15 protein-coding genes are annotated in these 11,171 nt (G+C 70.2%); 7 read left to right on the top strand and 8 right to left on the bottom strand.

Annotation, left to right across the window (positions count from 1 at the left end):
* The first annotated feature begins 230 nt into the window (after positions 1 to 230).
* Genes NNW99_RS26915 through NNW99_RS26925 form a run of 3 tightly spaced genes read left to right on the top strand, consistent with a single transcriptional unit; the run spans position 231 to position 1,871 of the window.
* Complete coding sequence (locus tag NNW99_RS26915; protein ID WP_215121719.1) at positions 231 to 491, top strand: hypothetical protein; 261 nt, start codon at positions 231 to 233, stop codon at positions 489 to 491.
* Positions 463 to 990, top strand: coding sequence for a DUF6879 family protein (locus tag NNW99_RS26920; RefSeq protein ID WP_215121720.1), 528 nt, complete (start codon positions 463 to 465; stop codon positions 988 to 990). Before NNW99_RS26915 ends, NNW99_RS26920 begins: the two co-directional genes overlap by 29 nt.
* A 26-nt stretch (positions 991 to 1,016) precedes the next feature.
* Positions 1,017 to 1,871 carry a helix-turn-helix transcriptional regulator gene (locus tag NNW99_RS26925; RefSeq protein WP_215121721.1) on the top strand — a complete coding sequence of 285 codons (855 nt, stop codon included), beginning with the start codon at positions 1,017 to 1,019 and terminating at the stop codon, positions 1,869 to 1,871.
* 169 nt (positions 1,872 to 2,040) lie between these two features.
* On the opposite strand, the gene NNW99_RS26930 is transcribed toward NNW99_RS26925, so the two are convergent.
* The 3 genes from NNW99_RS26930 to NNW99_RS26940 all read right to left on the bottom strand — a co-directional run bounded on the left by NNW99_RS26930 (position 2,041) and on the right by NNW99_RS26940 (position 4,107).
* Positions 2,041 to 2,682: a PASTA domain-containing protein gene (locus NNW99_RS26930; protein ID WP_215121722.1), complete on the bottom strand. Its 642-nt coding sequence runs from the start codon at positions 2,680 to 2,682 to the stop codon at positions 2,041 to 2,043.
* 259 nt (positions 2,683 to 2,941) lie between these two features.
* Positions 2,942 to 3,253 (bottom strand): hypothetical protein, encoded by a 312-nt coding sequence (locus NNW99_RS26935; protein ID WP_215121723.1) that lies wholly within the window; start codon positions 3,251 to 3,253, stop codon positions 2,942 to 2,944.
* A 329-nt stretch (positions 3,254 to 3,582) separates the two neighbouring features.
* Entirely contained in the window at positions 3,583 to 4,107 is a 525-nt protein-coding gene (locus tag NNW99_RS26940; protein WP_215121724.1) for a hypothetical protein, read from the bottom strand.
* 122 nt (positions 4,108 to 4,229) lie between these two features.
* Between NNW99_RS26940 and NNW99_RS26945 the strand changes: the two genes are divergently transcribed.
* Entirely contained in the window at positions 4,230 to 4,643 is a 414-nt protein-coding gene (locus NNW99_RS26945; protein WP_251057950.1) for a DUF6153 family protein, read from the top strand.
* A 109-nt stretch (positions 4,644 to 4,752) separates the two neighbouring features.
* The gene (locus NNW99_RS26950) at positions 4,753 to 5,337 is read left to right on the top strand and encodes a DUF305 domain-containing protein (protein ID WP_215121725.1); all 585 of its coding nucleotides are present in this window, start codon (positions 4,753 to 4,755) and stop codon (positions 5,335 to 5,337) included.
* Between the two features lie 11 nt (positions 5,338 to 5,348).
* Here the strand turns inward: NNW99_RS26950 and NNW99_RS26955 are convergent, their stop codons facing one another.
* Positions 5,349 to 5,702 (bottom strand): hypothetical protein, encoded by a 354-nt coding sequence (locus tag NNW99_RS26955; protein ID WP_215121727.1) that lies wholly within the window; start codon positions 5,700 to 5,702, stop codon positions 5,349 to 5,351.
* Positions 5,703 to 5,753: 51 nt separating this feature from the next.
* The gene (locus tag NNW99_RS26960) at positions 5,754 to 6,671 is read right to left on the bottom strand and encodes a ketopantoate reductase family protein (RefSeq protein WP_215121728.1); all 918 of its coding nucleotides are present in this window, start codon (positions 6,669 to 6,671) and stop codon (positions 5,754 to 5,756) included.
* Positions 6,672 to 6,773: 102 nt separating this feature from the next.
* Between NNW99_RS26960 and NNW99_RS26965 the strand changes: the two genes are divergently transcribed.
* Positions 6,774 to 7,004 carry a DUF2277 domain-containing protein gene (locus NNW99_RS26965; protein ID WP_215121729.1) on the top strand — a complete coding sequence of 77 codons (231 nt, stop codon included), beginning with the start codon at positions 6,774 to 6,776 and terminating at the stop codon, positions 7,002 to 7,004.
* Between the two features lie 26 nt (positions 7,005 to 7,030).
* Here NNW99_RS26965 and NNW99_RS26970 read toward each other — a convergent pair whose 3' ends face one another.
* Complete coding sequence (locus NNW99_RS26970) at positions 7,031 to 7,636, bottom strand: DedA family protein (RefSeq protein ID WP_215121731.1); 606 nt, start codon at positions 7,634 to 7,636, stop codon at positions 7,031 to 7,033.
* Between the two features lie 228 nt (positions 7,637 to 7,864).
* Between NNW99_RS26970 and NNW99_RS26975 the strand changes: the two genes are divergently transcribed.
* Positions 7,865 to 8,428: a superoxide dismutase family protein gene (locus NNW99_RS26975; RefSeq protein WP_215121732.1), complete on the top strand. Its 564-nt coding sequence runs from the start codon at positions 7,865 to 7,867 to the stop codon at positions 8,426 to 8,428.
* A 123-nt stretch (positions 8,429 to 8,551) separates the two neighbouring features.
* Here the strand turns inward: NNW99_RS26975 and NNW99_RS26980 are convergent, their stop codons facing one another.
* Together NNW99_RS26980 and NNW99_RS26985 are read right to left on the bottom strand one after the other, a co-directional pair.
* Positions 8,552 to 9,004 carry a DoxX family protein gene (locus tag NNW99_RS26980; protein WP_215121733.1) on the bottom strand — a complete coding sequence of 151 codons (453 nt, stop codon included), beginning with the start codon at positions 9,002 to 9,004 and terminating at the stop codon, positions 8,552 to 8,554.
* A gap of 80 nt (positions 9,005 to 9,084) precedes the next feature.
* Positions 9,085 to 11,022, bottom strand: coding sequence for an FAD/NAD(P)-binding protein (locus tag NNW99_RS26985; protein WP_215121735.1), 1,938 nt, complete (start codon positions 11,020 to 11,022; stop codon positions 9,085 to 9,087).
* Positions 11,023 to 11,171: the final 149 nt, after the last annotated feature.

Raw genomic sequence — 11,171 nt, forward strand, 5'->3', positions numbered from 1 at the left:
GTCGACGCTCCTCGCAGCGTGGGGCCACGCCCCGGGAGGCCTCCACCTCGCCGGGGTTCTGTCGTGACTCCTGACGCTAGAAGCGTGGTGTGCGCCACAGCCAGTGGTGTGCGAATGTGTGCGTGCAGACGTACACAGAGCGGGTGTTGACTGCTTCGCGCCCTTGACCAGGCGTACCCCCGGCGGGACGGTGGTGCAGAAAACCCCACATCGCGTGGAAGGTGCCTGACGTGCCGCTACTGTTCATCGGGATCGATCCGGAGACCGGCCAGGACAAGAGCCCCACCGTGTGGATCGACCAGGCGAAGCGAGAGATCGTTCTGCAGGGGTACAAGCCGGACGCCGAAACCGAGGCGGCCTGCGCTGCGTTCGACGTGCCGGGACACGCGAAGGGCATCCCGGACGACGAGGCAGTGATCCGAATCCCGGCCCGGATGGTGTCGATGATCAGGGAGGCGTGCGATGCCGTCGAACGAGCCGACATTCGCTGAGCTGTTGGCGGACTGCGCACGCTCCGCTGTGCACTTGGAGATGCGGGACGCCTACGCCGTCGGTGACGAGGCCCAGGACTTCAGCACCTGGCTCAGTACGGGGCAGCGGGACACCGACCCCGCCTCGGAATACTGGACACCCTGGGTTGACCTGATCTCCGACACCGTGGCCCGGGGCGTCGTCGTACGGCGCGCTCGCATCGTCTCCGAGCCCGTCTCCGACTACATCCGGTACGAGCACGCCGCGACGGGTGTCAACGTCCAGGCAGGCGAACAGGTGCGCTGGCTCTCTCGTAGCCATGCCTCGGACCTGGCACTCCCCGGCAACGACTTCTGGCTGTTTGACGACCACGTGATCCGCTGGCATCACTTCGCTGGCGACGGAACATGGGTCCGCCAGGAGATCTCCGCGGATCCGACAAACGCCAAGCTGTGCGCCGAGTCCTTCGAGGCCGTGTGGGCACGCGCCGTTCCACACGACCAGTACGAGATCCACTGACAGGGAAACACCGGTAGGCCAGCTTGATGTCCGTCTCCCCCTCGTCCTCCGCCCAGGCCGCCCGCGAAGCCGTCGCCAGACGCCTACGCGAGCTCCGCAAGGAGGCAGGATTGACGATCGTCCAGCTGGCCGCCGCGTGCCGTTGGCACCACTCCAAGACGTCCCGCGTCGAGAACGCCCTGCAATCACCGACCACCACGGACATCCGCCTGTGGTGCTCCGCCACTGGCGCCACGGACCAGGTGCAGGACCTCATTGTTCAGTCCCTCAACGCCGAGTCCATGTACCGGGAATGGCGGCACCAGGTGCGCGCCGGCCTTAAGCATCTCCAGGACTCGGTTGCCCAGTTCTACCGAGACACCCAGCTGTTCCGTGTCTATTCCTCCACGATCGTTCCGGGCCTGCTCCAGACTGAGGGATATGCGACCGCAGTCCTGCGCGCCGCCGCACGCTTCCGGGACCTGCCGACCGACGACAGTGCCGAGGCGGCCCGCGCCCGCGTCGAACGATCCCGTGTGATCTACGAGCAAGGCCACCGGTTCGTCATCGTGCTCGAGGAAGCTGTCCTTCACTGCCAGATGGCCGACGCGGACGCGATGGCAGCCCAGTTGGGCAACCTGCTCTCGGCCGGTGCCCTGCCGGCGGTATCGCTCGGCATCATCCCCATGGCGGCGGGTGAGCGCCGGCAGTGGCCGGAGGAGACGTTCCAGGTGTACGACGACCAGATGGTGTCGGTTGAGTTGGTCTCCGCTGAGGTGAAGGTAACGCAGCCCTGCGAGGTCGCTCTGTACCTGAAGACGTTCGAGCAACTGCGCGCTATGGCCGTGTACGGCGCCGAGGCCCGTGCGTTGATCTTGCGCGCGATTGAGGCTCTGCACTGAACCAGGGCGCGACGCAGGGCCCTCTCCTGCCCGAAGGTGAGAGGAGGGGCATCGCGTAGGCGTGACGGTGTCGATCAGGCCGGTTGCCGTGACGGCATAGCCAGCTCATCGGGACGTGCGAAGACCCGGCCGCGGGAACGGGGCGGCCGGGCCGGTCAACGGGGTCAGATCAGCAGGACTCCTTGAACTTCACCGCAGTGAGGGTCACTGGCTGGCCGTCCAACTTGGCGCCGGCCGCAGGCTCCTGACTGCACACCTTCCAGTTCGACTCCATCAGAACCATGCGGTCCTGGCCGGAGGCATCGGTGACGGTGATGCTCGTCGAGGAGTCGAGGGCCTGGCGGGCGACCTTGACGGCCTTGCCCGTGAAGTCGGGCATCGTGCCGCCGGCGGCCTCCGGGGCTGCGCCTTCGTCCTTGGCCGGGCAGTCCTCTTCGAGCTTGACCGTTGCGAAGTCGACCTTGGTGTCGGTCGGGTGCTCGCCGGCTTGCGGGGTCTGGGAGCACACCTTCCAGTTCCGGTCGAATGCCTGCATGCGGTCGCGGCCGAGTGCGTCGTGCGAGGTGAGGGTGTAGAACCCTGCGTCTTGGGCTTGGTCTTGCGCAGACTGGAGGCCCTTGCCGGTCATGTCGGGCAGTGACGCCATCTCGGCCTTCGTCGTGTCGGCGCTGGTGTTGCTGCCGGTGTCGGCCTTCTCGTTGGTGCCCTGGCTGCTCTTGGAACTGCCGCTGCTGGCGTCGGTGCCTTCGCAGGCGGTGAGCGTGAGCAGGGCGGCCGCGATGAGTGCGGTGGCGGTGGTGTGCTTGATCATGGTGTCCCCCTGGGTGGTGCAGGTGCTGGGGGAGCATCATGCGTCACGTGAAGTATGTGTGGACACTGAGTGACGTTCCTGTGACACGAATGAGTGCTAGTTGCAGCCGCTTCCGGGCATGCCGGCTGCAACTGGTGCGGCCGCTCCTCCCGCGCGGCTGCCTTGTCGGGGGTCTCGCTGATGAGGGCCATCCAACCGTCGATCGATGGCGCATGCCGAGAAGGCCGGATCGTAGTGGCGCGCACCAGCAGCGCGGGAGCTACGGCGTATCGCCGCCGATACTGTCGTTGATCGAGCCGTCGTCGTAGTAGTCGAGGACGTCCTGGTCCTTTTGCGGCAGGTTGTCGAACGCGTTGCTGATCACCAGCGCCCCGTAGTCGTCCTCCTTCACATCCTTGCAGGCGTTCGGCTTCCCCTCTCTGCCGGCCTTCGACTGTGCGGCGAGGGCCTTCTGGCAGCCCTTCACGATGTCGTCGTATGACGGCTGCAGCAGCCAGATGGTGAGCCCGGTCGCCAGCCCGACGAAGGCGAGCGCGGCGGCGCTGATGATGGTGATGGTGCGGCGTTTCATGGGTCCCCCCAGGGATGTTGTGCAGGGCGGCATCATGCGCGCCTGTCGGTGCCGCGTGAAGTCGAATTGCCTGATCTGTTACGTTCCTTCGGCTTCTTCGAATTGCCCGGGATAGGCCTCACGGCGGGCTAGAGTCGGACGCCGTGATTGCCCTGGTATTCGGAACCATCGGCTTGGACGCCGTGGAGCTGGGGGGGGAGGATCCCGCTCGGCGGTGTACCGGGTCCACGCCCAGAACGTGTTCAGTCGTGTCTGGCGCACGCTGAACATCCGGACGTAGCAGGGCGGATGCCTTCCGGGGAGTTCCGGAAGGCATTTCGCATGTGGGATCAGTAGTTCGCGTTGGCGAGCAGTTCGCCGTCCTTGTCGTAGACGGTCACGAGGCCGTTCTCGGACTCGTAGCAGGATGTGAACGCGGAGGCGATGAGTTTGCCCTCGCCCTGGTGGGGGCCCATGATGCCGCCGGTGTAGTCGGTGAAGACCTCGGCCGAGTCGAGGATGTCGTTGCGCTTGTCCGCGCCGGTCACCTTGGTGACGTGCTCGACCGCGGCCTTCTCGGTGTCCGTGCCGTTCTTGGCGACGCACCTGAGGAACTGCTCGGCCTGGGACTTCTCGTCGGCCGGCTTTGCCCTGCTCTTTCCGCCGTCTCCGGGCTTGCTGTCGGCGGCGATGGCCTTGTCCTTGTTCGAGGTGTCCGTGCTCTCGCTGCTTCCGCCGCCCGTGGCGACGGCGACGATGACGAAGAGGCCGATGATGCCCGCGCATCCGAGGCCCGCGATCTTGCCGGCACTGCGCTTCTTCGGCTGCTGGGGCGGGTAGGGCTGGTTGGGCTGCTGCGGGTACTGCTGGCTCATGGTTTCCCCTCGGGGTCATTCGTGTCGTGCGGGGTGCATGACCTGGGGAGGGGCGGCGCGGTTGCAGGCGGCTGAACCAGTTCGCCCGATCGGGGCATGAGCGGTCGCACACCTTCTCTACGATGGGCAGCGTGAACGGCCCCGTCCCGTGTGCCCCGCGCCCCGTCGTCCGGCGGTGGCGTGTGCTGTGTGTGCTGGGGCTGTTGGCGGGGTTGCTGGGGATGCACGGGCTGGCGCCCGGGGGTGTCCCGTGGGGGACGCACGCGGAGCAGGCGACGCACTCGCCCCACCGTCACGCGGACCAGAGCCATTCCCAGGGCATGTCCTACGGGCATTGCGGTGGCGGGTCCGTTCAGCATGCCGACGCGACCTGTGCTTCGGGTGCCCTGAGTGGTGGGCCGGTGTTGCCCGCGCTGGTGCCCGACCCCGTTGCCGGGGGTGTGGGGGAGGGCGTCGTACGGGTGTTGGCGGTCGGGGAGGCGGATGGTGCGCGTGCTCCGCCTTCGCTCGCCGAGCTTCAGCTTCTGCGGATCTAGACACCGCCGCGCACGCATCGCGCCGGGGCCGACGCCCTTGCCGGTGCGGTGTGGTGCGTCGTCGTGTCCTAGTTCCGTTCCCCCTCCTTGCAGAAGCAGGAGTTCACGTATGAACAGCATTCGTACTCTCACGCGCCGGGCCGCCCTCGTGGTGGCTGCCGGTGCCGGTGCCTTCCTCCTCGCCGCGTGTGGCGGCGACGGCGGCGGTGCCGCACACAACGCCCAGGACGTCTCCTTCGCGCAGGGCATGATCCCGCACCACCGGCAGGCGCTGGAGATGGCGGAACTGGCCGAGGGCCGGGCCGCGTCCGGTGCGGTCAAGGCGCTGGCGGCGCGGGTCGAGAAGGCGCAGGGCCCGGAGATCAAGACCCTGACCGGGTGGCTGGAGCAGTGGGGTGAGGACGCCCCCGAGTCGGCGGGCGGCATGGATCATTCCGCCGCGGGCCACTCCGGCATGTCCGGGATGATGGGCGGCGAGGACATGGCCGAGCTGGAGAAGGCCGCGGGCAAGGCCTTCGACACGAAGTTCCTGGCCCTGATGGTCGAGCACCACGAGGGTGCCGTGAAGATGGCCGCCCTTGAGGAGAGCGAGGGGCGGTACGGGCCCGCCAAGGACATGGCCGGTGACATCGTCGCCGCGCAGAACGCCGAGATCGGCCAGATGAACAAGCTCCTGGGCAAGAGTCGCGGCTGACGCCCCCGCGGTTACGAGGCTCCGTCGGGTTCCTCCGGCGGAGCCTCGTGCGCGTGCTTCAGCTGGGAGCGGGCCGACACCCGCTCGGGGCCGGTGAGTTCGGACCAGTAGCGGTGGGTGCTGAGGAACACCGCCAGTTCGTGCTCCCGTCGGCGGAGCTTCTCCACCTCGGCCTGTTCGTCGGCGCTCCAGCCGGGGGAGGCGGGGCGTTCGACCTTGCGCCAGCCGTTGTCGTCGCTGAAGCCGTCCACCGGCTCGACCGACCAGGGCAGCCGCTTCAGCAGGACCGACAGCTCGGCGCGGACCTGATGGAGTTCCTCCTGACCGGCGAGGAGGTCACTCGGAAAGTCATAGGTCGTAGCCACGCATCAATGATACGCCTGTTCGAATTTGGGTGGCGAGTCTCTTCCCGTGGTTCAGGTGAGTCCGTGTTCTCCCGACAGCTCGCCCAGCACCCGAGCCGTCACCCGAGCCGTCACCGGCGCCGGAACGCCGTACCGCTCGGCCGCGCGCAGCAACGCGCCCCCGATGGCGTCCAGTTCGAGAGGGCGGCCCGCCTCGGCGTCGCGCTGCATCGACGATTTCGTCGACGCCGGGAAGGCGTCGTAGCGGGCGAGGGCCTGACCCGGGTCGGCCGGGCCGCCGCACGCGCGGCTGATCGCGGCCGTCTCCTCCACCAGGGCCGTCAGTTCGTCGCGGTGGCGGCTGCGGACCTCGCCGAGAGGGAGGCCGTAGTACGTGGTGAGCAGGGCGAACGGGGCCAGGAACGACATCTTCGCCCACAGGGTCGCCGTCTCGTCGTCCTGGACGCGGGTGACCGGCCCGGCGGCGGTGAGGGCCTCGGCGAGGGCGTCGAGTCGGGCGCGGGGCACCGCCGTACCGGTCAGGTCGATCTCCGCGAAGGGGCTGCCGTGTTCGACGACACCCGGGGCGGTCCGGGTCGACTCGACGCGGATGACGCCCGGGGCGACGAGGTCGGGACGGTAGCGGGCGCGCAGGGTCGCCGGGTGTTCGACGCCGTTCAGGAACGGCACGAGCAGGCCGTCGGACAGCGTGGGTGCGGGGACGCGCGCCAGGGCGGCGTCGAGGGCGGTGTGCTTGACGGTCACCAGGCATGCGTCGACCCGTTCGCGCAGCTCCGTGTCCGCCTCGACCGGGGCCGTGAAGTCGCCGAAGTGCGTGCTGCGGACCCGGATGCCGTCCGTGCGCAGGGTCCGGGCCGTCTCCTCGCCGGACAGGCAGATCACCCGGTGGCCGGCGCGGGAGAGCAGCGCGGCGAGCAGGCCGCCCACGCCGCCGGGGCCCAGGACGGCCACGGTGAGTTCGTTCCCCATGTCGGGTTCCTCTCGTCGGTCCGCCCCACAGTGGTGGCCGCCTCGCGGAGATCATGACAGTGGTCGCTGTCGTCCGGGGGTCGAAAGGGTGAGACTGGGGGCATGTGCCGGAGCATCAAGACACTGCGTCCCCCCGCGATGGCCGAGGAGGCCACGGCGGATGACATTCGGGCTGCCGCGTTGCAGTACGTGCGGAAGGTTTCGGGATTCCGTGCCCCCGCCGCTCACAACCAGGAGGTGTTCGACCGCGCCGTGGAGGCGATCGCGCAGGCCACGGAGGAGTTGCTGGACGGACTGGAGATCCGGGGGGCCGCCGCTCGCCGCGCGAGCTGAGGTCTCGGACCGTACGACAAGGGTTCCTACGACGCCTCCGAGGGCCGCGGCGCCCTCTTCATGACGTACGCCGCTCCCGCCCCCGCCCCGAACAGCGCCCCCACCGACACTGCCGTCGCCAGCCAGCTCGCGCCCAGCCAGTGGGCGCCGAACCAGCCGAGGGCGACGCTGTACGCCGCCCAGGTCAGGCCGGCCAGGGCCGACCAGGGGAGGAAGTCGCGGGCGCGGCGGTGGGCGGCGCCCGCGCCGAGGGAGACGACCGAGCGGCCGGCGGGAGCGAAGCGGGCGAGGACGACGAGCGCGCCGCCGCCCCGGGCCAGCGCCGCGCCGAGACGTTCCTGCGCGGTGGTCAGGCGCCGGGAGCGGGAGATCGCCCGGTCCAGACGGGCGCCGCCGCGCCAGGCGAGGCGATAGGCGACCAGGTCACCGAGGACGGAGGCGGTGGCCGCGCAGAGGGTCAGCGCCAGGATGTCGGGCACATCGGTCGCCGTGCCCGCGGCCGCCGCCGTGGCGACCGTGATCACCAGGACGCCGCTGGGCAGCACCGGCAGAAACACGTCGAGCAGGATGGACAGGGCCACCACCGCGTAGATCCATGGGCTGCCCATCAGCGACCCCAACTGCTCCAGCACCGCGACTCCCCGTGAATCCCCCGTGGGCCAGACCGTGCCGCGATGTCGCGGGGAGCGGCAGGTGTGGCCATGACAGCCATACAGCGTACGCCTGGGGTGTGACGGTCCGTTCACGGGGTTCGCCCTCGGTCGTCACCCGGCTGCCATGTCCCGGAGGGCGGCGGGCGCGGGTGTCCCGTAGCAACAGAAGGGGCTGAATCAGACACAAGGCGAGGAACGGTACACATCATGCTGGCAGGGATATGCGCGAGCGCCGTCGCGGCCGCTTTGTCCGCCGCTGGTCCGGGCGGTGCCGGGGCTGTCGAGGGCTACGTCGAGGGCTACTCGGTGCGGGCGGAGGCCCGGTTCGTGGCGGCCGGGGCGGCTCAGGGGTCGGCGGCGCTGACGTACGACCGGGGTCTGGTGCCCGTGGGCTCGTGGATCCAGGTCCGCCAGCACACCGTGCCCGGCGGCGGGACGACCGTACGGCTGAAGGTGGCCGGCATGAAGCCGGGTCACGCCTACGGCGTCCATGTGCACCAGAAGCCCTGCGGCGTCGATCCGGAGGCCGCCGGCGGGCACTACCAGCACCGGCCGTCGAGCGATCCGCACCATGTCAGCCCGGACAACGAGGTCTGGCTGGACTTCACGGCCGACCGGCGCGGCGCGGGCGCGGCGAGCGCCCGGCACGACTGGGGCTTCCGGCCGGGCGAGGCGTCCTCGGTCGTGATCCACGACGTGCCGGGCGGTGCGGGGGAGCGGGCGGCCTGCTTCACGGTGCCGTTCGAGCCGGTGGACAGGGCAGAGGAGTAGGCGACCCGCCACGGGCAGCGGAACGGCGCCTCCCCGGACGACGAGCAGGCGACCCGCCGGGCAGCGGAACGGCGCCTCCCCGGGCAGGGAAGGCGCCGTTCTCCGTGATGGTGTCCGGGTGGCTCAGGCGGCCACCGGCGTCTGCTCCGAGGAGCGCTGGCCCTGCGCGGAGGTGCGCCGCGCGAGCAGCCGGTCCACGCCGAACGCGCCGGAGCCGGTGAAGATCAGCAGGAACATGGCCCAGCAGTACATGGCCGCGCCCTCGCCGTTGTTCTCGATGGGCCACAGACCCTCGGGCTGGTGGACCTTGAAGTAGGCGTAGGCCATGGCGCCGGAGGATATGAAGGCCGCGGCGCGGGTGCCCAGGCCCAGCAGGACCAGGATGCCGCCGACGAGTTCGATGACGGCCGCGTACCAGTTCGGCCAGGCGCCGGTCGCCGCGGTGCCGCCCTTGCCGTCCACGCCTCCGAGGACGCCGAAGAGCGCGACGGCGCCGTGGCAGGAGAACAGCAGGCCGATGACGATCCGGAACAGCCCGAGAGCGTACGGCTGAGCGCCGTTGAGGCGTGCGGTCATGTGGGGGACTCCTTCGGGCGGCCGGCCAGGGGAAGGCCGGTCGGGGGACAGAACCGATGAGTAGCCCACGTTAGGTGTGCCTAATTGATGCTTGCAAGTTCAACATTTGGCCACGGGTTTGCCTCCGTTTGGGTGTCACTCTCGGTCGCAACCGCACGTAGAGCCGCTCTGGCGACCGCGTCCGCGTCCGAAAGCGTGACCGAATCCACACCCGGGCGAGCCCCTGCGGCGGTCACCCAGTGCACACCTTCCGTCGGCACTCCGAGGGCGAACCGCCTTTCGTGTACAACACCTTGACGATCCATCAGACGATACGGCCGCGGTGTGACGTCCAACCCGCCTGTCTCATAACCGTCGGCGGTGTGCGGGCGGCACTGGCCCGTCCGCAGCAGCCCGGCGAGCAGCCCGTCGGCCGTGCTCCGCAAGTCCGCTTCCGGTAGCCGGGCCTCTATGAGTGTTGTCACACGGACGACCGAGCCCGGCACCTCGGGGGAGTGCGCCGCCCAGGCCCCGTCCTCCTCCGTCACCTCCAGACGCGGCCCGAGCACCCGCACCACGCCCGCCTCCATCAGGGCCACCAGCTCCTCGATACGGCGCCGGGGCGGGCCGATGGAGAGGAAGGCGTTGAGCGGGGTGTACCAGCGGTCCAGATGGTCCCGGCGGGAGGCACCGGCGAGACCGCCGTGGTCGACGATCAGCCGGAGTTCGTTGCGCAGGTCGCGCAGCACGTCGAGGGCCGCCTTCAGCGGGCCCCGGACATTGCCCAGGGCGGCCTGCGCGGCGTCCTCGCGCAGATATGACAGCAGCCAGTCGTGCCACTCGCCGGGGTGCGCGAAGTCCCGCCCCGCGTGCGGCCGGCACACCCGCTCCCAGCGCCAGCGGTCGGCGCCGGGCACCTCGAACTCGTCCAGCAGTACGGCCTCCCGGGAGTCGCCGTGCGGTACGGCCAGGAAGCGATCGGTGAACTCCGAGCGCCGTCCCTCGGCGGTTCCAGCCCGCCCGAGCAGCGCGGCGTAGTAGACCGCCTCGACCTCCTTCGCCACCAACGGCCATATCTCCGCCAGGAAGTCGGGCGCCTCCCCGGAGTCCGCGCGCTTGCGGAAGCCCGCGATCGTCTCCGGTGTGAGGACGAGCGGGACATGCCGGCCGTACGGCCCCTTCGCGTTGTCACCGCGCGCCTGGTACGGGATGCCGCGCCGCGAACCGGCGTACAGCCGCGGCTCCCGGCCGGAGGGGAGATAGCGCAGGCCGCCGCCCCGGGTGTCCCGGACGAAACGGCCGCCGCGGCCGGTCGTCAACAGGGCCGTGTGGTCGAAGAAGTTGAGGCCCAGGCCGCGCAGCAGGACCGGCTCGCCCGCGGGGACGGAGGACAGGTCGACGTCTGCCGGGTTGGCGGGCGCGATGTGGCGCAGGCCGTGCCGGGCGGCATGGGCCGCGAGGCGCCGCCCGGCCGCGTCCGCGGTCGCCGGCAGATGGCCCAGCGCCAGGACCACCGCGGACAGGCCGGTCAGGGTGCGGCCGTCGTCGAGGGTGAGGGCCTGCCGGCCGCCCGGTGTGTCGTCGAGCCGGACCGCGCGGGCCCGGTGCGTCTCGACACGCACGTTCGGCGGCGCGTCCCGTACGGCCCGGGCGAACACCCACTCCAGATAGCGGCCGTAGTCGGCCCGGCTCGGGTACTCGTCCGGGCCCAGCGTGCCGCGTGCCCACTCATACAGGCTGGGACCCGGGCGGACCGGGCCCGAGCAGTCCACGCTGTCGTCGGTGAACAGGGTCACCTGGCAGGCCACGGTGTTCATCAGCAGCTCGGGCGACTGGGCCGTACGCCAGACGCGGCCGGGTCCCGGCGGGTCCGGGTCGATCACGTGGACCGTCAGCCGGGCACCGTCGGGGAGGAGCTCCGGGGCGGAGGCGCACAGGCGCTCCAGGACGCTGGTGCCCCGTGGCCCGGCGCCGACCAGGGCGACGGAGACCGGTGCGGGTGTCTCGGCCGGTGGGGATTCCTCGGTCGACGCAGACAAGGGTGGTACTCCCGGGCGTGTGGGGCGCGTATCGGCGGTCCGCCGGTCGGGAAGCGGACGGTCCGCCTCATCATGCCGTCGCCGGAAGCGGGAACCGCTGTCCGTGGGGAAGGATTGACACTCGCTGTGGGATGCGTCACAAGCATCAA

Source organism: Streptomyces sp. CRCS-T-1, from assembly GCF_024442335.1.
Taxonomy (GTDB): domain Bacteria; phylum Actinomycetota; class Actinomycetes; order Streptomycetales; family Streptomycetaceae; genus Streptomyces; species Streptomyces koelreuteriae.

Excerpts from the sequence above, each read along its gene's own strand:
- NNW99_RS26920 (WP_215121720.1), top strand. The coding sequence starts at position 463 with ATGCCGTCGAACGAGCCGACATTCGCTGAGCTGTTGGCGGACTGCGCA.
- NNW99_RS26925 (WP_215121721.1), top strand. The coding sequence starts at position 1,017 with ATGTCCGTCTCCCCCTCGTCCTCCGCCCAGGCCGCCCGCGAAGCCGTC.
- NNW99_RS26930 (WP_215121722.1), bottom strand. The coding sequence starts at position 2,682 with ATGATCAAGCACACCACCGCCACCGCACTCATCGCGGCCGCCCTGCTC.
- NNW99_RS26935 (WP_215121723.1), bottom strand. The coding sequence starts at position 3,253 with ATGAAACGCCGCACCATCACCATCATCAGCGCCGCCGCGCTCGCCTTC.
- NNW99_RS26940 (WP_215121724.1), bottom strand. The coding sequence starts at position 4,107 with ATGAGCCAGCAGTACCCGCAGCAGCCCAACCAGCCCTACCCGCCCCAG.
- NNW99_RS26945 (WP_251057950.1), top strand. The coding sequence starts at position 4,230 with ATGGGCAGCGTGAACGGCCCCGTCCCGTGTGCCCCGCGCCCCGTCGTC.
- NNW99_RS26950 (WP_215121725.1), top strand. The coding sequence starts at position 4,753 with ATGAACAGCATTCGTACTCTCACGCGCCGGGCCGCCCTCGTGGTGGCT.
- NNW99_RS26960 (WP_215121728.1), bottom strand. The coding sequence starts at position 6,671 with ATGGGGAACGAACTCACCGTGGCCGTCCTGGGCCCCGGCGGCGTGGGC.
- NNW99_RS26965 (WP_215121729.1), top strand. The coding sequence starts at position 6,774 with ATGTGCCGGAGCATCAAGACACTGCGTCCCCCCGCGATGGCCGAGGAG.
- NNW99_RS26975 (WP_215121732.1), top strand. The coding sequence starts at position 7,865 with ATGCTGGCAGGGATATGCGCGAGCGCCGTCGCGGCCGCTTTGTCCGCC.
- NNW99_RS26980 (WP_215121733.1), bottom strand. The coding sequence starts at position 9,004 with ATGACCGCACGCCTCAACGGCGCTCAGCCGTACGCTCTCGGGCTGTTC.